We start from the raw sequence: 18,616 nt of genomic DNA, 5'->3' as shown, positions 1-18,616 counted from the left end.
GCAGAGTAGGACGGTGCCGGCGGCGTTGCTACCGGTCGGTCACTTCTGTCCCGGCATTTGACACTTCTGTGACATTTGTCCAATCACCTTGACGGCGTCCGACGGCGTCCGTCGCTAGGGTCGGCGCCATGTCGTCACCGCTGCCCACCGGCGCTCCCTTCGCCCTCTCGAACCGGATCCTCGCGGCCTCGCTGATGAGCGCGCTCGTCGTGATCGGCGTCGCGATCTCGGTCGTGCTTCCGCCCGAGGGGTCGGTGTCGTTCGTGGTGCTGCTCGCCCAGGTCGTGGCCGGCCTCGCGGCCCACGGCCTCCTCGAGGCGGTCGGCTACCGCACGCCGCCGCTCGCCACCGACCTCTCCGACGACGACGCCACGGCCCAGGCGCGCATCCGCTGGCAGAGCGGGATGATCTTGCGGTTCGCCGTGTCCGAGTTCATCGCCATCGCGTCGCTCGCGGCCGCCTTCGTGCTGCCGGACGGCGACCTGCTGGTCTACCTCGGTGGCGCGGTGGTCTCGCTCGCCCTGATGACCGTGCACGTGTGGCCGTGGTCCCGCCCGGTCGGCAAGGTCGCCGATGCGCTCGAGGCCGGTGGCCGGCGCTCGGGCCTGCGCGAGACCTTCGGGCTGTCGAGCCCGGGGCCGATCCAGCGCTTCTAGACGATGTCGGGGGCCTTGACCCGAGCCTCGTCGGCCTCCTGGTCGGTCGGCATGAGCTGGCTCTGCCGCTCGGCCTCGACCCGCCGGAGGTAGTGGTCCACCTCGTCCTCGAGCTGCGCCTCGTCCCAGCCGAGCGCCTCGGCCATCAGCTCCGCGGCGGGCCGGGCGGCCGAGATCCCGCGGTCGAAGGTCTCGATCGACACGCGGGTGCGCCGTGCCAGCACGTCGTCGAGGTGGCGGGCGCCCTCGTGGGTGACCGCGTAGAGCACCTCGACCTTGAGGTAGTGCTCGGCGCCCGGCAGCGGCTCGGCCAGCTCGGGGCGCTGGTGGATCAGGGCGAGCAGCTCGTCGACGAGCCCGCCGTAGCGGCCGAGGAGGTGGTCGACCATGCCGATGTCGAGGCCGGACGAGCGGCTCAGCGCGACGCGCTGGTTGGTGCGGGTCTCGAAGCCCCACGCGCCCATCAGCGGCACCCGGTCGGTGATGGAGCGCGGGGTCGCGTCGAACTCGCGGATCGCGTGGTCGACGGCGTCGCGGGCCATCACGCGGTACGTCGTCAGCTTGCCGCCGGCGACCAGCACGAGGCCCGGCACGGGGTTGGCCACCGTGTGCTCGCGGGAGAGCTTGGTGGTCTCCCCGCCGTTGCTCTCCCCCTGCTTCCCCACCGCCTTGAGCAGCGGCCGCAGGCCTGCCCAGACGCCGATCACGTCCCGGTGGTCGAGCGGGTCCTTGAGCAGCCGGTTGACGTGGCCGAGGAGGTAGTCGATGTCGGCCTTGCTGGCCGCGGGGTGGGCGAGGTCGAGGTCCCAGGCGGTGTCGGTCGTCCCGATGATCCAGAACTGGCCCCACGGGATCACGAAGAGCACGGACTTCTCGGTCTTGGTGATGAAGCCGCACTCGGAGCGGATCCGGTCCTTGGGCACGACGAGGTGGATGCCCTTGCTGGCGTCGACGTCGAGCTGCGCCTTCCCGCCGATGAGGTCCTGGACCTCGTCGGTCCAGACCCCGGCGGCGTTGATGACCACCTTCGCCCGGACCTCGATCTCGCGATCGCCCTCCAGGTCGCGCACGCGCGCGCCGACGACCGCGTCGCCCTCGCGCAGGAAGGCGACCACCTTGGTGCGGGTCGCGACGTGGGCGCCGTTGTTGGCGGCGGTGCGGGCGATCGTCATCACCAGCCGCGCGTCGTCGACCAGGCAGTCGTAGTAGCGGATCGCGCCGTGCATGTCGTCGGTGCGGATGTCCGGCGCCATCCGCGCGAGCTGCTTGCGGAAGACGTGCTTGTGCTTGGGCACACCCATGTCGTACTTGCCGGTCATCGCCATGCCGTCGTAGAGCGCGATCCCGGCGCCGACGTAGGGCCGCTCCCACGCGTGCTCGAGCGGGTAGAGGAACGGCACGGGGCGTACGAGGTGGGGCGCGAGCCGCGTCAGCAGGAGACCGCGCTCCTCGAGCGCCTCCTTGACCAGCGCGAAGTCGAACATCTCGAGGTAGCGCAGGCCGCCGTGGACCAGCTTGGACGAGCGCGACGACGTGCCGGAGGCGAGGTCGCGCTGCTCGACCAGGCCGACCCTGAGGCCGCGCGTGACGGCGTCGAGCGCGGCGCCGACGCCGACGATCCCGCCGCCGACGACGAGCACGTCGAGCTCACCGGCCCCGAGCTGCTCGAGCGCGTCGGCTCGCTGGTGGGCGTCGAGGGCCTTGGCGATGCTCATGCCTGGACCACGACCTCGATGCGCTGGAACTCCTTGAGCTCGGTGTAGCCCGTCGTCGCCATCGCGCGGCGGAGCGCACCGACGAGGTTCATCGTGCCATCGGCGACGCGGGACGGGCCGAACATGATCTCCTCGAGCGACCCGACGGGCTCGAAGCCGACGCGCTCGCCGCGCGGCAGCTGGGCGTGCGTGGCCTCGCTCCCCCAGTGGAAGCCGCGGCCCGGCGCCTCGGTCGCCCGGGCCAGGGGCGAGCCGATCATCACGGCGTCGGCGCCGCAGGCGATCGCCTTGGCGATGTCGCCCGAGCTGCCGATCGACCCGTCGGCGATGACGTGGACGTAGCGACCGCCCGACTCGTCCATGTAGTCGCGGCGCGCGGCCGACACGTCGGCGACCGCACTGGCCATCGGCACCGCCACGCCGAGGACCGTGCGCGTCGTGTGGGCCGCTCCCCCGCCGAAGCCGACGAGCACGCCGGCCGCGCCGGTGCGCATCAGGTGGAGCGCGGCCTGGTAGGTCGCGCAGCCGCCGACGATCACCGGGACGTCGAGCTCGTAGATGAACTCCTTGAGGTTCAGCGGCTCCGACTGGCTGCTGACGTGCTCAGCACTGACCGTGGTGCCGCGGATGATGAACATGTCGACGCCCGCGTCGACGACGGCCTTCACGTGCTCCTTGGTGCGCTGCGGCGAGAGCGACCCCGCGACGGTGACGCCCGCGGCGCGCATCTCCTTGAGCCGGGCCGTGATCAGCTCGGGCTTGATCGGCTCGGTGTAGATCTCCTGCATCCGCCGGGTCGCCTCGGAGCCCTGGAGGCCCGCGACCTCCTCGAGCAGACCTGTCGGGTCGTCGTACCGCGTCCAGAGGCCCTCGAGGTTGAGCACCCCGAGTCCACCCATCTGGCCGAGCGCGATGGCGGTCGACGGAGACATCACCGAGTCCATCGGCGCCGCGAGGACCGGGATGTCGAAGCGGTAGGCGTCGATCTGCCAGGCCGTGCTGACCTCCTCGGGGTCGCGGGTGCGCCGCGAGGGCACGATCGCGATGTCGTCGAAGGAGTACGCGCGGCGGCCGCGCTTGGCACGGCCGATCTCGATCTCGGTCACACGTGCAGACTATCGGCCGGTCCCCGTGGTCCACGCCACGGCAACAGGTTCGGCAAACCGCGTACAGGCACCCCCGACCGTCCTTACGGTCGTGCGGTGGGGAACACAGGTCTGGTCGCGCGCGCCCTGGCAGCCGTCTGCATCGCGGGCGGGCTGCTGGGGGTGGTCGCGCCTGCCGCTTCGGCCTCCGACGACTACCCGTGGGCCTGGCAGGGCCAGTGCCCGATCGTCCCGCAGGAGCCGATCGTCGAGCCGACGCCGCCGCCCACCCCGAGCCCGACCCCGCTGAAGCCGGGCGAGACCGCGCCGCCCGTCGTCGAGCCGCCTCCTCCCCCGCCGCCGGTGTTCGACCCGGTCACCGGGCACACCTACGACCCGCGCGGGCCACGCCCGACGTGCGCGAGCCGGGTGTGGTCGATCAACGGCTCGATCGGCGACTCGTGGGGCTTCGTGCTGCGCAACTGCACGAGCTTCGTGGCGTGGCGGCTGCAGGAGCGCAACCGGATGGACGGCTTCTCCAACAGCTTCGGCGGAGAGCACTGGGGCAATGCGGAGAACTGGGACGACGTCGCCCGGCGCCTGGGCTACCGCGTCGACTCCGTCCCGGCGATCGGTGCGATCGCGCAGACCGACGACGGCCGCGTCGGGCACCTCGCCTGGGTCTCGGCCATCGGACCGGGCACCGTGACGGTCGAGGAGTACAACTACGTGACACCGGGCGGCTACAGCACGCGCACCGTCCCGGTCGGCGACTTCCGCTACCTCCACCTCGACGACGTGGCACCCTCGCCGCTCCTCGGGTCAGACCGTCCGATCGTCTCCGTGGCTGACGGGCTCGGTGAGTCCTGGACCGCGCGCGTCGACGGCTCCGGCACCCTCTGGCTGTCCCGCCCGGGAGGGACCACGCGGGCCGTCGGCCCGCGCCGCGCGTTCTCGACCTTCGCGGCACCCGCGCTGACGCTGTCGGGTCAGGGCCTGCCGTGGCTCGCCGCCACGACGCGCGACGGCCGCGTCCTGGCCGGTACGCCGCGCAACGGCAGGCTGGTGCTGCGCCGGATGGCGGCCTCCGCCCCGACCGCCAGCCCGGCGATCGCGCTGTCGCGCACCGGACGGCCGCTGGTCGCCACCACCTCGTCGGCCGGGACGCTCCAGGTCCGGCGCCTGACGCAGCACTCCGGCTGGAGCAGGCCGGACCGGATCGGCCGGGCGGGCTCGTGGGCGACGCACGTCGCACCCGTGCTCGGCCCCGACGGAGCCGGTCGCACGCTGCTGGTCGCGGTGGGCCGCCGCGGGACGACGTACGCACTGTCCCTCGAGGCGGGCCGGCTCGCGCGACTGCCCGGAGCACCGGGCTCGGTCACCTCGACGCCCGCACTGACCGCGACCGGGGACGGCACGACGTACGTCCACCAGGTCGACGCCCGCGGCCGGCTCCTCGTGCGCACGCTGACCAGTCGGCGCTGGAGCCGACCGGAGGAGATCGCCGGCGACTGGTCGCCCTACGCCTCCCCGGCCGTGGGAATGATCGCCGACCGCCTGCACGTCGCTGCGGTCGACAGCAACGGCGCCGTGCTCGTGCGTGCGGCGGTGCCGGGCGAGCGCTCCCACATGCCGGCGCGCGTCGGCACGACCGGCGACCCGACCCGGTCCCCGGGGCTCGTGACCCGCCGCAACGCAGGCACGTTCGTCGTCTCCGGAGGGCGTACGACGGCGAGGTTGCTGACGCGGCCCGCCTCTGCCGTGGTCGACGAGTCGTCGCCGACCCGGGCCGGCTTCACGCCCTGACCCGGTCGGCTGGCGTCAGCTCCCGCTGTAGTTGGGCGCCTCGACCGTCATCTGCACGCCGTGCGGGTGGCTCTCCTTGAGCGAGGCGGAGGTGATCCGGACGAACCGGCCCTTGTCCTGCAGCTCGGGGATGGTCCGCGCGCCGACGTAGAACATCGACTGGTTGAGCCCGCCGACGAGCTGGTGGGCGACGGCCGACAGCGGGCCGCGGTAGGCGACCTGGCCCTCGATGCCCTCCGGCACGATCTTGTCGTCGCTGGCGACCTCGGCCTGGAAGTAGCGGTCCTTGGAGTACGACTTCTTGCCGCGGCTGCTCATCGCGCCGAGCGAGCCCATCCCGCGGTAGGACTTGAACTGCTTGCCGTTGACGAAGACGACGTCGCCGGGCGACTCCTCGCAGCCGGCGAGCATCGAGCCGACCATCACGGCGTCGGCGCCGGCGACGAGCGCCTTGGCGATCTCGCCGGAGTGCTTCATGCCGCCGTCGGCGATCAGCGGGACGCCGGCGGGCTTGGTGGCGAGCGACGCCTCGTAGACAGCGGTCACCTGCGGCACACCGACGCCCGTGACGACGCGGGTGGTGCAGATCGAGCCGGGCCCGACACCGACCTTCACGGCGTCCGCGCCGGCGTCGACGAACGCCTGCGCGCCCGCACGGGTCGCGACGTTGCCGCCGATGACCTGCACGTGCTGGGTGGCGGGGTCGGACTTCAGCCGCTTGACCATGTCGAGCAGCAGGTGGACGTGGCCGTGCGCGGTGTCGGCGACGAGCACGTCGACCCCGGCCTCGACCAGGGTGGTGGCCCGCTCCCAGGCGTCCCCGAAGTAGCCGATGGCCGCGCCGACCAGCAGCCTGCCGTCGGCGTCGTAGGACGCATGGGGGAACTGCTCGCCCTTGACGAAGTCCTTGACGGTGATGAGCCCGCCGAGGCGGCCCTCGCCGTCGATGAGCGGGAGCCGCTCGCGCTTGTGGGCCCGCAGCAGCGCGGTCGCCTCCTCGCGGGAGATGCCGATCGCGCCGGTGATCAGGCCCTCGCTCGTCATCACCTCGGTGACCTTGGTGGTCGCCCACTCGGCGACCGGGGTGAACCGCAGGTCGCGGTTGGTGATGATGCCGAGCAGGTGGTTGTCGACGTCGACGACCGGGAGGCCAGACACGCGGTACTCGCCACAGAGCCGGTCGAGGTCCTCCAGGGTCGCGTCGGGGCCGATGGTGACGGGGTTGGAGATGATCCCGGTCTGGGTGCGCTTCACCAGGTCGACCTGACGGGCCTGGTCGTCGATGGAGAGGTTGCGGTGCAGCACTCCGATGCCGCCCTCGCGGGCCATCGCGATCGCCATCCGCGCCTCGGTGACCGTGTCCATCGCCGCACTGATCAGCGGCACGCGGATCGAGATCTCGCGGGTGAGGCGGGTCGTGGTGTCGATGTCGCTCGGCGCGAGGTCGGACTCGCCCGGCAGCAGCAGCACGTCGTCGTAGGTGAGGCCCAGCGCAGCGAACTTCTCGGGGATCTCCACGCGCTCATTCTACGGGCGCGCCGACGGTGCTCTGAGAGGGTGTCAGGCATGGGGACGGGGCGCGTCGTGTGGCTGGCGGCCGTGGCGGCGTTCGTCGCCCGCTTCCCCGGGCTCCTGTGGCCGCTGCGGCCCGACGAGGCCGGCTTCCTGCTCGTCGCGCGAGCGTGGCGGCCCGAGGCCGACTCGGTCTACGGCCACTACTTCGTCGACCGCCCGCCGCCGATCATCTGGCTGATGCAGGCGACCGACTCCGTCGGCGGCGCCTACACGCACCGCCTCGTCGGCGCGGTGGGTTGCGCCCTCCTCGTGCTCGCCGCCGCGGCCGCCACCCGCGAGATCGCCCGGCGCGCCGGCGTCGTCGACCCGGCCGCCGTACGCCGGACCACGGCCTGGGTCGCGGTCGGGACCGCAGCGCTCGTGAGCAACGCGCAGATCGACCCGGTGGCCGCGAAGGGCGAGCTCCTCGGCATCCCGCTCGTGATGCTGTCGTGCTGGCTCTCCCTGCGGGCCGTACGCCGGATCTCGGCAGGCGACGCGTTCTGGGCGGGGTTCCTCGCGATGCTCGCCGTTGGCCTCAAGCAGAGCATCGTGGGCGGGCTGGTGTTCGGCGGCGTGCTGCTCGTCGGCTCCGTCGTCGCCCGGCAGCTGCCGGTGCGGGACACCCTGCGGTGCGCGCTGGCTGCCGTCGCGGGTGCCGCGGTGCCGGTGGTCGTCGTGGTCGGCTGGGCCCTCGCGGTCGGCGTACGCCTCGAGACGCTCTGGTACGTCACGGTGTCCTTCCGCTCCGACGCCAGCCGCACCATCGCCACGCAGAGCTCCGAGGGCGCGACCGGCCGGGTCTGGGTGCTGCTGCTGGTCTTCATCGGCATCGGGATGCTGCTGCTGGTGGTGTGCTTCCTCGCCCAGCTGCCCGGTCTGCTGCGGCTCGACGGTGTGGCGACCGTGGCGGTGCTCGTCATGCTGGGCGTCGACCTCGCGGGTGTCGCGGTCAGTGGCAGCTACTGGATGCCCTACCTCTTCGTGCCGATCCCGGCGATCGCGCTGGCGCTCGCCCTGCTCCTGTCCAACGACCGCGTCCGTGGGACCCGGGACAAGGTCAACCCGGCCGCCGTCGCCTTCTGCGTGGCGTCGAGCGTCGTCGCGCTGGTCGGCTGGACCGGCGCCTGGGTCGGCGGCCGGGTGCCGGTCGAGGTGCGGACCGGCCAGGCGCTCGACTCGATCGCGCGACCCGGCGACCGGGTCCTCGTCTACGGCGGTCGTGCGGACATCCAGTGGGCGACGCACGCCTCGTCGCCGTACCCCCATCTCTGGTCGCTGCCGATGCGCACGCTCGACCCCGGCCTCGACGACCTCCGCTCAACGCTCACCGGCAGCAACCCGCCGACGTGGTTCGTCGAGGCGAGCTACATCAACACGTGGAGCGAGCTTGGCACGCGCCCGATCGAGAGCTCGCTGATCCGCAAGTACGAGTTCGTGGTCACCGCCTGCGACCGCTACCGGATCTACCACCTCAACACCGTCGACCCCGTGGAGGTCGACGTGGACTGCACGACCCCCTACCGGACGATCTGGGGGAAGTGATCGGTCACGAACGCGAAGCCGGCGTTGTCGAAGGGTGACCAGTCGCTGGCCAGGCTGAGCGTGCCGTCGAGGTCGATGCGCCCGATCGCCTGGCGCCGACGGTGGGTGACCGTCACCAGGAGGTGGGAGTCGTCCTCCCAGGCCGGTCTTCCCAAGGCCTGCACGAAGGGCCGCGAACGGATCGCGACCTCGCCGTCCGGGCCACCGATCACCAGCCGCCAGCGGCGGAGCTCCCACCAGTGCTCGCCATCGGACGCGTACGTCCTCGTCGACGGCACGGGGACCCGCTCGGGCGGGTCGACGAGGTCGGTCGTGAACCCGCGCCGCACGTAGGACCGGCCTCCGTCCTGCAGCGCCGTGAAGGTGAGCGTCCGGCCGTCGTGGGCCGCGAGCACCGGCGAGATCAGCGGGCCGATGTCCTGCTCGCGACCGCCCGCGTGGAGCAGCGTCGGCCCGGACTCGCCCGACTCCGGGGCCACCAGGCTCACCCAGGCGGCGGCTCCGCGAGGTCCGGCCAGCGCCGGACCGGTGGAGGTCCAGCTGGCCACGGCCTGCCCTTCGCCGTCGAGGCGGTGCATGCCGATCGTGCCCTCGAACCAGCGGTCGTCGGTGGCGATGTAGCCGTCGCCGTCGGCCACCAGCGAGGTGACCCCCCACTGCCCGCGGAGACCGAGCCGGATCCTCAGCAACCGCCCGTCGGTGCCGTGCAGGACGAGGTCTCGCACGTACGCCAGCCGGGGCGGGCCGGACCGCTCCAGGTCGCCGAGCGACACTCGCGCGTCGGTCGGGTCACCCGTCGGCTCGCGCGTCGGTGTGACGACGGATGGCTCCGTCGGAGGTGCGTCGGCGGCGGGCGTCGACGTACATCCCACTGCGAGGAGTGGGACGACGAGGAGTGCCGCGGACCGTTGACGCACGTCCGTGTGACGCGCACCGGTGCCGGTCGGTTGACGTCAGCCCCACTTGCCGCCGAGGTAGAACAGGTCCGGGTGCACGTCGTCGCGGTGCTGGTTGTACGACCTGTTGAACGGTGTGCGGGCGTGGTAGACCACGAACCACCGGGCCTGGACGAAGACCAGCCGGCCCGCTGCGGAGCTGAAGAAGTCTCGGTGGTCGACCATGCGGATCTTCTCGTCGTAGGGCACCTGACGCAGCGCCTCGGTGCGACCGACGTACGCGGTGGGGCCCTTGGCGACGACCCGGGTGCCGTCGATCTCGGTCCCGTGCGGGATGCGCAGCGGCCGGTGTCCGGGGAACAGCTCGCTCTCGTCGCCGGCCTCGACGGCGTACCAGCGCGGCAGCTCCACCTGGAACGCACAGACGGCATCGACCTCGGGGTGGTCGACCAGGAAGCGGACCGCGCGCTCGAGGTCGCTCGCCCTGGTGAACAGCACGTCGTCGTCGGTGACCAGGACGAAGGGTGTGCGCACCTGCGCCAGGGCCGCGTTGCGGCCGACAGTGACCCCCGAGTTGAAGGGCAGCTCGACGATGCGGCAGCGCGCATCCGGTGGCGCCATCGGGGTCGGCGAGTCGTCGGCGATGACGACGTCACCGTCGAACACCCGCCGCACGGTCCGCACCATGCGGCGCGCGGTCGCCGGCCTGAGGAACGTCTTGGCCGAGACGCTCAGCTGCTCCGCCAGCCAGCCCCGGTCCGACCTGCCTCGTGACCGGGCGGCGTCCAGCATGCCCACCGCGACCACCTGGAGACGGAGGACGCCGGAGTAGAGCACCCGCACCGGCGCGCCGAGCGGACTACCCAGGACCGCTCGCACGAGCTCGACGGAGGACATGGGTGGCATCCTGCCGCACGCACAGCCGCCCCCGGCCGAGCGGACTCGGACGGGGGCGGCGGGTGGAGGACTGGATCAGTGACCGTGGCCGTGACCGTGGCCGCCGCCGGCAGCAGCCGGCTCGTCGTCCTCGGGCTTCTCGACGATCAGCGTCTCCGTCGTGAGCAGCATCGCGGCGATCGAGGTCGCGTTGACGAGCGCCGAGCGGGTGACCTTGACCGGGTCGAGGACGCCCTGGGCGACCAGGTCGCCGTAGGTGTCGTCGGCGGCGTTGTAGCCGTTGCCGACACCGAGCTCGCGGACCTTGGCGGTCACGACGTAGCCGTTGACGCCGCCGTTCTCGGCGATCCAGCGCAGCGGCTCGTCGCACGCCTTTCGGACCACGCGCACACCGTAGGCCTCGTCGCCGGTGAGGCCGAGGTCGCCGTCGAGCACGGAGACGGCGTGGATGAGCGCGGAGCCACCGCCGGGGACGATGCCCTCCTCGATCGCGGCGCGCGTCGCGGAGACGGCGTCCTCGATGCGGTGCTTCTTCTCCTTGAGCTCCACCTCGGTGGCGGCGCCGACCTTGATCACGCAGACACCGCCGGCGAGCTTGGCGAGACGCTCCTGGAGCTTCTCGCGGTCCCAGTCGGAGTCGGTGTTCTCGATCTCGGCCTTGATCTGGTTGACGCGGCCCTCGACGGCCGAGCTCTCGCCCGCGCCGTCGACGATCGTCGTGTGGTCCTTGGTGATGACCACGCGGCGGGCCTGGCCCAGGACCTCGAGGCCCACCTGGTCGAGCTTGAGCCCGACCTCGGGGGCGACGACCTGCGCACCGGTGAGGGTCGCGATGTCCTGCATCATCGCCTTGCGGCGGTCGCCGAAGGCCGGGGCCTTGACGGCGGCGACGTTGAAGGTGCCGCGGATCTTGTTGACGACCAGTGTCGACAGCGCCTCGCCGTCGACGTCCTCGGCGAGGATGAAGAGCGGCTTGCCGGTGCCGATGACCTTCTCGAGGACCGGAAGCAGCTCCTGGATCGAGGAGATCTTGCCCTGGTGGAGAAGGATGTAGGGGTCGTCGAGGACGGACTCCATCGACTCCGGGTCGGTGACGAAGTAGGCCGAGATGTAGCCCTTGTCGAACTGCATGCCCTCGGTGAACTCGAGCTCGGTGCCCATGGTGTTGGACTCCTCGACCGTGATCACGCCGTCCTTGCCGACCTTGTCGAAGGCCTCGGCGAGCAGGTCGCCGATGTGGCTGTCGCGGCTGGAGATCGTGGCGACGGACGCCATGTCCTCGCGCGACTCGACCTCGCGGGCGGCCTCGCGCAGCGCGTCGCCGACGGCCTCGGCCGCGGCGTCCATGCCGCGCTTGAGGCCCATCGGGTTGGCGCCGGCCGCGACGGCGCGGAGGCCCTCGTGGACCATGGCCTGGGCCAGCACGGTGGCGGTGGTGGTGCCGTCGCCAGCGATGTCGTTGGTCTTGGTGGCCACCTCCTTGGTGAGCTGGGCACCGAGGTTCTCGAACGGGTCGTCGAGCTCGATCTCACGAGCGACGGTGACACCGTCGTTGGTGATCGTGGGGGCGCCCCACTTCTTGTCGAGGACGACGTAGCGGCCCTTGGGGCCGAGCGTCACCTTGACGGCGTTGGCGAGGGCGTCGACGCCGCGCTCGAGGGCGCGGCGGGCGTTCTCGTCGAACTCCAGGATCTTGGGCATTGCTGTGCTCCTAGGAACGTGTGAAAGGGGTTCGCCCGGACGTCATGGCCGGTGGTCGCCGAAGCGACCGGCAGCCATGACGTTCCGGGCGAAGGGAATCAGGAGACGACGGCGAGGATGTCGCGGGCGGAGAGGATCAGGTACTCCTGGCCGGAGTACTTGACCTCGGTGCCGCCGTACTTGCTGTAGATGACCTTGTCGCCGATGGCGACGTCGATCGGGACACGGTTGCCGTTGTCGTCGATGCGACCGGGACCGATCGCCACGACCGAGCCCTCCTGGGGCTTCTCCTTGGCGGTGTCCGGGATGACCAGGCCGGAGGCGGTGGTCTGCTCGGCTTCGATCGCCTGGACGACGATGCGGTCCTCGAGGGGCTTGATGTTGACCGACACTTCGGATCAACCTCCACTTTCTCTGCACGAGATTTGTTCAGGACGTGGGCCCGGGACCTGGTCGGCACGCCGTCGCGGGGGTCGCGCCGGGGCCTCGGGCATCTGGCGCTCTCGGGGTGAGAGTGCCAGAACAGACGCTAGCACTCTCACCGATCGAGTGCTAGCAGAGGTCACTGCTCGACCGGCTGACAGGATGCGTGCGTGGAGATCGAGACGCTGGACTGGCTGCGCACGAGCGAGGGCGAGCGCCTGCTCGTCCACGCGAGCCAGGCCTGGACCGACCACCCCGGCGACCCGGTGCGGGTCGCGAGCGTCGTACGCCGTCTCGAGCCCGACGCCGAGAAGGCGGCCGCGGCGACCACGCAGGCGCAGCTGCGGGCGAAGGCAGCGACGAAGTTCGGCGATGCGGCAGGCCTCATGTTCTTCACCCCGGACGCCCTCGAGCAGGCGACGCGCGCCCGGGTGGCCGACCACCGCGCGGCCCGGCTCGCGGCGGCGATCCCCGGGGGCAGCGTCATCGACCTGGGCTGCGGCATCGGCGGCGACCTGCTGGCCTTCGCCCGGGCCGGACTGGTCGCTGCCGGCATCGACCAGGACCCGGTGCGGGTGGCGATGGCCGAGGCCAACCTGGCCGCCCTCGAGCTGGCCGGCGCGGTGATGGTGGGCGATGCGACCGCCCTCGACCCCGGCGGGTTCGACGCCGCGTTCGCCGACCCGGCTCGTCGAGGAGGGCGCGGGCGCGTCTTCGACGTCGAGGGGTGGACCCCGCCGTGGTCGTGGGTGCTGGACCTGCTGGCCGGCCGGGCGCTGGTCAAGGTCGCGCCGGGGATCGGCCACGACCTGGTGCCGCCCGGCGTCGAGGCGGAGTGGGTCAGCGACGGCGGCGAGGTCAAGGAGGCCGTGCTCTGGTCACCCGGCCTGGCGACCACGGACCGCCGGGCGACCGTGATCGGCGCGGGCGGCCTGGCCACCCTCACCGAGGACGACGACCCCGGGGCCGAGGTCCGCGAGGTCGGCGCCTACCTCTACGAGCCCGACGGTGCCGTGATCCGGGCCGGCCTGGTGACCGCGGTCGCTGCGGGTGTCGGCGGTGGGCTCGTGGACGAGCACATCGCCTACGTCACCGGCGACGACGCCTTCCGTACGCCGTTCGCGCGGGGCTACCGCGTGGTCGAGCACCTCCCCTACCGCGAGAAGCAGCTGCGCGCCGCGTTGCACGAGCGCCGCATCGGCCGGCTGACGATCAAGAAGCGGGGGGTGCAGGTCGTGCCCGACGAGCTGAGGAAGCGGCTCGCGCTCAAGGGCGAGGAGGAGGGCACCCTCGTGCTCACCCGGGTCGCCGGGCAGGGGACGGCCCTGCTGGTCGAGCCGTTCTGACCTCACGGAGGCCGCTCGCGGCCCACAATGTCCACCATGGGACCCACCCAGCTCATCCTCGCTGCCATCGTGGCTGCCGTCCTGCTGGTGTTGACGAACCGCTACGTCAAGCAGCAGCGCGAAGAGCTCAAGAACCTCGAACCGCCCGCCTCCCTCGACTCCGTGGGCACCTGGGAGGCCGAGGTGCTGGCGGCCGAGCAGGCGAGGGCGCAGGCAGAGCAAGCAGCAGAGCAGGCCGCGCACCAGCCGCCGGAGGAACCGCCGGAGGAGCCGCCCGGCGAGACGGGTCGGCCCGCCTACTGACCTGCGCATCCGGCGCGGGAGACGCCGGCCACCTTCACGGGAAGTCGCCCCGGCGCCGGGGCCTGCCCGAGCAGCACGTCGACCAGCACTCCCATCGCGGCCGGGGTGTCGCCGTACGTCGCGACGCGGACGGGTGCGCCGACCTGGCCCAGCACCCACGGGGAGTCCGTCGCGACGGCGACCGCCCCGTCGACCGGCGCGTCGCGGAAGCCCGTGAAGCCGATGCCGGTGCCGACGGCGAGCCGTGCTTCCTCGCGGGCGGTCCACGCATCGAGTCGGCGCTCGCGCCTGCTCTCGGACTTCTTCCACGCCCGCAGCCGCTTCTTGAACTGCCGCTTGGCCTCCTTCTTGCGTCGCTCGGGCCTCGGCTTCGCATCGGCGAGCTTGCTCGGCGGCGAGCGGCGCAGCAGCACGGGGAGGCCGGCACGGCCGGCCGCCGCGACGAACGCGCTCACCGCGCCGGGGTCGCCGTAGGGGTGGACGACGTCGCCGACGAGCCGACCCGAACACCCTCCGTCGGTCACGGTGATCGCCGCGGCGGACAGGCTGCGCGACGCACCCGCCGCGGATCCGACGGACTTGCCGCTGTCCCCGGTGGCCGCCAGGTGGGTGAGGAGGGCGATCTGGCGGGCGGCCGACTGCTCGAGGCGCCGCCGCGGGAGCGTCCCCGACCTGACCGCCTTCATCAGGGCGGCGCGGGCCACCGCGGGCGACGGCGGCATGAGCAGCACGTCGGAGCCGGCCCGGATCGCCTGGACCGCCGTACGTGCCGGCGACCGGCCGCGCGTGACGCCGGCCATCCGGAGCGAGTCGGTCACCACGAGCCCGCCGAACCCCAGCTCGTCACGGAGCAGGCCGGTCGTGACCCTGCGGGACAGCGACGACGGCACGCGCGGGTCGACCGAGCGCACGTCGATGTGGCCCACCATCACCGCGGGCAGCCCTGCGGTGACCGCCTCGCGGAACGGCACGAGGTCGGAGGCCTCGAGGTCCGCGAGCGACTTCGTCTGCACGGGCAGGGTCAGGTGGCTGTCGGCCGGGACCGAGCCGTGGCCGGGGAAGTGCTTGATGACCGGGAGGACGCCGGCCCCGGAGAAGCCGTCGGCCGCGGCGACCACGTGCTCGGCCACGGTCGCGGGCCTCGACGAGGCTGACCGGGACCCGATCGTCGGGTCCCCCGGCCCGGAGGTCACGTCGGCGTCGGGCGCGAAGTCGACGGTGAAGCCGAGGCCGCGCAGCTCGGCGCCGCTGGCGGCGTACGCCTGCCGGGTGAGCGCCGGGTCGCCGGCGGCGCCGGTGCTCATGAACGTCGGGAACCGGCTCGCCGCTCCTCGCAGCCGCTCGACCACGCCGCCCTCCTGGTCGACGCCGAGGAACAGCGGCCACTTCCGGCGCACCTGGCGCGTGAGCGCGGCATTGACGCCCCGGACCTGGTCGGCGGACGCGACGTTGGAGCTGAAGGCGATCACGCCTCCGAGGTGCAGGTCGCGCACCATCGCGACCGGCGCACGGGTGCCGCTCCAGTCGGCGACGATCACCTGGCCGGCGAGGTCGGGCAGGCGCATCCGACCGGCGAGCTTCGCCGCCCGGTCGAGCTCAGCGCGGTCAGGGCCCCAGCCCTCGACCAGGCCCAGCGCCTCCGACGGTGTGGGCGGGACGGTCGGCGTGCTGCTGGCCGCGGTGCTGCGCGCGTCCGGCTCCTTCTCCGCCGGCTCGCCCTCGCCACTGCACGCCGCTGCCGTCGCGACCAGTGCGAGGGTCGCGACCAGCGCAGTCAGGCGAGAGGGCATCCCGTCATGGTGGCACGGACCGATCACCTGCCGTGACGCTCGGGCCGCTCCCACGGCCAGTCGGAGGCCAGCCACGCGGCCACCGCATCCGCGAGGGGTACGTCGAGCTCGGCCCGGTCGGCGCGCACCCACGACTGCACCTCGACGTCGTGGCCGTCGGCCTTCGTCGGGTAGAGGTAGACGCAGCCGATGACCTCGCCCGACCCCGGGTCGAGCACCGTGAACGTGAATCCCTTCCGCGCCACGAAGTCGGCCGCGTGGCGGGTCAGGTCGCCGAGGTTGGCCTCGGACGACATCCCGCCTGCGGGCGGCCAGCCGCCGTCGGGGTAGCCCGGCGTCGAGCGGATGTGCTCGATGCTCGATCCCCAGGCCGCGAGGTCGGAGTCGTTGTGCTGCGGCCCGAGCGGCTCCAGGACGAACTGCTCGGTCGCCAGCCGGGTCGGCGGGTCGAAGTCCTTGGGGACGAACGATTCGTTGCTCATGGCGTCGACGCTAGGCCGGGCGGAGCGACCCCCACAACGCGATATCCCCTCGGCAACGTGGCCCCCGAGGGGTTCACTGGGCGCGTGCACACCGCCGTCCTCGTCGAGGGTCACAGCGACGAGGTGGCGCTCCGCACGCTCGCGGATGCCTACGGGCGCGACCTCGCCGACGCCGGTGTCGCGATCCTGCCACTGGGTGGCATCACCAACATCCGGGACGTGGCGGCGCGGCTGCACGTCGCGGGTGAGCGCCTGGCCGGGCTGTACGACGCCCCGGAGGTGCGGTTCGTCCGCCGGGGGCTGGCGGCGGCGGGGGTCACGCCCGGCGAGGACGCCGACCTGGAGACCTACGGCTTCTTCTGCTGCCGCCGCGACCTCGAGGAGGAGCTGCTGCGTGCCCTCGGCGCCGACCGGGTCGAGCAGGTGATCGCCGCTGCCGGCGAGACCCGGTCGCTGGACCGGCTGGCGCAGATGCCGGCGCAAGTGGGATGGACGCGCGAGGAGCTGCTCGCCCGGTTCATGACCTCGAGGAGCGGCCGCAAGGATCGCTACGCCCGGCTGCTCGTCGAGGCGATGCCCCGAGGCGGCGAGCCCGCGCCGCTCCGCGCGCTGCTCGCCCACCTCGGGGTCACGCCCGAGCCCTGACCCGTCAGACGTTGGCCTTCTCGGCGCCGATCGTGGTGTCGGAGCCGTGACCGGTGTGCACGACCGTGTCGTCCGGCAGGTCGAAGAGCTTCGACCGGATCGACTGCGTGATGACGTCGGCGTCCGAGTACGACCGCCCGGTCGCCCCCGGCCCACCCTCGAAGAGCGTGTCGCCGGTGAAGACGCAGCCGAGGTCGTGGACGTAGAGGCAGACCGCGCCGGGCGCGTGCCCGGGGGTGTGGAGCACCGTCACCGCGGCGCCACCGATCGTCAGGGTCATCCCGTCCGAGAGGTCCACGTCCCACAGCTCGGCCCCCTCCTCGTCACCACCGTGGGTGAGCTCCCACAGCGGCCGGTCGTCGGGGTGCAGCAGGATCGGCGCACCGGTCGCGACGCGCAGCGCCGGCGCCACGCGTACGTGGTCGTCGTGCGCGTGCGTGCAGACGATGGCCTTCACCGCCCGGCCGCCGACGACCCGCAGGATCGCGTCGACGTCGTGCGGGGCGTCGATGACGATGCACTGCTCGTCGTCGCCGATCACCCACACGTTGTTGTCGACGTCGTGGGTCTCCCCGTCGAGGCTGAAGGTCCCCGAGACGACGGCGTGGTCGACGCGGGCGCTCACAGGATCACCACGGAGCGCAGCACGCCGCCGGAGTGCATCGTGTCGAAGGCGGCCTCGACGTCGTCGAGCCCGATCTCCTCGCTCACGAAGGCGTCGAGGTCGAGCCGACCCTGCTGGTAGAGGTCGACGAGCATCGGGAAGTCGCGCGACGGCAGGCAGTCGCCGTACCAGGACGACTTGAGCGACCCGCCCCGCCCGAAGACGTCGATGAGCGGGATGTCGGGCACCTTCATGTCCGGGGTGGGGACACCGACCAGGACCACGGTGCCGGCCAGGTCGCGGGCGTAGAACGCCTGCTTCCACGTCTCGGGCCGGCCGACGGCGTCGATCACGACGTCGGCACCGCCCTCGTGCCCGGTGGCGTCCGGCGGGGGCGTGTGCGACCTGATCGCCTCGACGGCGTCCACCTCGGAGGAGTTCACCGTGTGGGTCGCGCCCATCGACCGGGCGAGCTCGAGCTTGCGGTCGTCGACGTCCACCGCGATGATCCGCGACGCCCCCGCGAGGGCCGAGCCGGCGATCGCGGCCATCCCCACGCCGCCGCAGCCGATCACGGCGACGGTCGAGCCGCGGCCGACGTTGCCGGTGTTGATCGCTGCACCGAGCCCGGCCATCACGCCGCACCCGAGCAGGCCGACGGCCGCGGCCCGGGCGGAGGGGTCGACCTTCGTGCACTGGCCGGCGGCGACGAGGGTCTTCTCCGCGAAGGCGCCGATGCCCAGCGCGGGCGAGAGCTCCGTACCGTCCTCGAGCGTCATCTTCTGGGTCGCGTTGTGGGTCGCGAAGCAGTACTGCGGCTCGCCGCGGTTGCAGGCACGGCAGTCGCCGCACACCGCGCGCCAGTTGAGGACGACGAAGTCGCCGGGGGCCACGCTCGTGACGTCAGGGCCGACCGCCTCGACGAGGCCTGCCGCCTCGTGGCCCAGCAGGAAGGGGAAGTCGTCGTTGATCCCGCCCTCGCGGTAGTGCAGGTCGGTGTGGCACACGCCGCAGGCCTGCACCTTCACCACCGCCTCGCCCGGACCGGGGTCGGGGACGTTGATCGTGACCACCTCGACCGGTGCACCCTTCGCGAGTGCGACCACGGCCTTGACCTGCTGCATGCGATGTCTCCTGCTACGTCGGGGGCGTCTGTGTGCCATGAGCC

Annotated in this window: 17 protein-coding genes; 6 read left to right on the top strand and 11 right to left on the bottom strand. The window is 72.4% G+C overall.

What is annotated here, in order from left to right:
- Positions 1-128 precede the first annotated feature (128 nt).
- Positions 129-656 (top strand): hypothetical protein, encoded by a 528-nt coding sequence (locus EUA06_RS08160; protein WP_129474544.1) that lies wholly within the window; start codon positions 129-131, stop codon positions 654-656.
- Here the strand turns inward: EUA06_RS08160 and EUA06_RS08155 are convergent.
- Positions 653-2,371, bottom strand: a complete 1,719-nt coding sequence (locus EUA06_RS08155; protein WP_129474543.1) for a glycerol-3-phosphate dehydrogenase/oxidase — start codon at positions 2,369-2,371, stop codon at positions 653-655. The genes EUA06_RS08160 and EUA06_RS08155 overlap by 4 nt on opposite strands.
- Positions 2,368-3,477, bottom strand: a complete 1,110-nt coding sequence (locus EUA06_RS08150) for a GuaB3 family IMP dehydrogenase-related protein (protein WP_129474542.1) — start codon at positions 3,475-3,477, stop codon at positions 2,368-2,370. Before EUA06_RS08150 ends, EUA06_RS08155 begins: the two co-directional genes overlap by 4 nt.
- A gap of 96 nt (positions 3,478-3,573) precedes the next feature.
- On the opposite strand from EUA06_RS08150, the gene EUA06_RS22340 reads away from it, so the two are divergent.
- On the top strand, positions 3,574-5,262 hold the full coding sequence (locus EUA06_RS22340) for a CHAP domain-containing protein (RefSeq protein ID WP_165354309.1): 1,689 nt from the start codon (positions 3,574-3,576) through the stop codon (positions 5,260-5,262).
- A gap of 15 nt (positions 5,263-5,277) precedes the next feature.
- Here the strand turns inward: EUA06_RS22340 and guaB are convergent, their stop codons facing one another.
- Complete coding sequence (gene guaB / locus EUA06_RS08130; RefSeq protein WP_129474539.1) at positions 5,278-6,780, bottom strand: IMP dehydrogenase; 1,503 nt, start codon at positions 6,778-6,780, stop codon at positions 5,278-5,280.
- Between the two features lie 48 nt (positions 6,781-6,828).
- On the opposite strand from guaB, the gene EUA06_RS08125 reads away from it, so the two are divergent.
- Positions 6,829-8,361 carry a hypothetical protein gene (locus EUA06_RS08125; RefSeq protein ID WP_129474538.1) on the top strand — a complete coding sequence of 511 codons (1,533 nt, stop codon included), beginning with the start codon at positions 6,829-6,831 and terminating at the stop codon, positions 8,359-8,361.
- Here the strand turns inward: EUA06_RS08125 and EUA06_RS08120 are convergent.
- The 4 genes from EUA06_RS08120 to groES form a co-directional block, all read right to left on the bottom strand.
- Positions 8,337-9,086 carry a hypothetical protein gene (locus EUA06_RS08120; protein ID WP_165354308.1) on the bottom strand — a complete coding sequence of 250 codons (750 nt, stop codon included), beginning with the start codon at positions 9,084-9,086 and terminating at the stop codon, positions 8,337-8,339. The two genes, EUA06_RS08125 and EUA06_RS08120, sit on opposite strands and share 25 nt — an antisense overlap.
- Positions 9,087-9,314: 228 nt before the next feature.
- On the bottom strand, positions 9,315-10,154 hold the full coding sequence (locus EUA06_RS08115) for a glycosyltransferase (protein WP_165354307.1): 840 nt from the start codon (positions 10,152-10,154) through the stop codon (positions 9,315-9,317).
- Between the two features lie 75 nt (positions 10,155-10,229).
- Positions 10,230-11,855 (bottom strand): chaperonin GroEL, encoded by a 1,626-nt coding sequence (gene groL, locus EUA06_RS08110; RefSeq protein ID WP_129474535.1) that lies wholly within the window; start codon positions 11,853-11,855, stop codon positions 10,230-10,232.
- A gap of 98 nt (positions 11,856-11,953) precedes the next feature.
- Entirely contained in the window at positions 11,954-12,247 is a 294-nt protein-coding gene (groES, locus tag EUA06_RS08105) for a co-chaperone GroES (RefSeq protein WP_129426251.1), read from the bottom strand.
- A 201-nt stretch (positions 12,248-12,448) separates the two neighbouring features.
- Here groES and EUA06_RS08100 point away from each other — a divergent pair, with 201 nt between their 5' ends.
- Entirely contained in the window at positions 12,449-13,624 is a 1,176-nt protein-coding gene (locus tag EUA06_RS08100) for a class I SAM-dependent methyltransferase (RefSeq protein WP_129474534.1), read from the top strand.
- A gap of 36 nt (positions 13,625-13,660) precedes the next feature.
- A complete protein-coding gene (locus EUA06_RS08095) occupies positions 13,661-13,927 on the top strand; it encodes a hypothetical protein (RefSeq protein WP_129474533.1) in 267 nt (88 codons plus the stop codon).
- Here EUA06_RS08095 and EUA06_RS08090 read toward each other — a convergent pair.
- Entirely contained in the window at positions 13,921-15,717 is a 1,797-nt protein-coding gene (locus tag EUA06_RS08090; RefSeq protein WP_129474532.1) for a glycoside hydrolase family 3 protein, read from the bottom strand. The genes EUA06_RS08095 and EUA06_RS08090 overlap by 7 nt on opposite strands.
- Before the next feature lie 23 nt (positions 15,718-15,740).
- Positions 15,741-16,199 (bottom strand): GNAT family N-acetyltransferase, encoded by a 459-nt coding sequence (locus tag EUA06_RS08085; protein ID WP_129474531.1) that lies wholly within the window; start codon positions 16,197-16,199, stop codon positions 15,741-15,743.
- Positions 16,200-16,283: 84 nt separating this feature from the next.
- Between EUA06_RS08085 and EUA06_RS08080 the strand changes: the two genes are divergently transcribed.
- A complete protein-coding gene (locus EUA06_RS08080) occupies positions 16,284-16,844 on the top strand; it encodes a TOPRIM nucleotidyl transferase/hydrolase domain-containing protein (RefSeq protein WP_207208266.1) in 561 nt (186 codons plus the stop codon).
- Between the two features lie 4 nt (positions 16,845-16,848).
- Here the strand turns inward: EUA06_RS08080 and EUA06_RS08075 are convergent, their stop codons facing one another.
- Both EUA06_RS08075 and EUA06_RS08070 read right to left on the bottom strand, forming a co-directional pair.
- Positions 16,849-17,469 (bottom strand): MBL fold metallo-hydrolase, encoded by a 621-nt coding sequence (locus EUA06_RS08075; protein WP_129474529.1) that lies wholly within the window; start codon positions 17,467-17,469, stop codon positions 16,849-16,851.
- Positions 17,466-18,572, bottom strand: coding sequence for an S-(hydroxymethyl)mycothiol dehydrogenase (locus EUA06_RS08070; protein WP_129474528.1), 1,107 nt, complete (start codon positions 18,570-18,572; stop codon positions 17,466-17,468). Before EUA06_RS08070 ends, EUA06_RS08075 begins: the two co-directional genes overlap by 4 nt.
- Positions 18,573-18,616: the final 44 nt, after the last annotated feature.

The organism is Nocardioides glacieisoli (assembly GCF_004137245.1).
GTDB lineage: Bacteria > Actinomycetota > Actinomycetes > Propionibacteriales > Nocardioidaceae > Nocardioides > Nocardioides glacieisoli.
The sequence above is the reverse complement of the archived record's forward strand: the minus strand, read 5'-3'. Positions and strand labels throughout refer to the sequence as shown.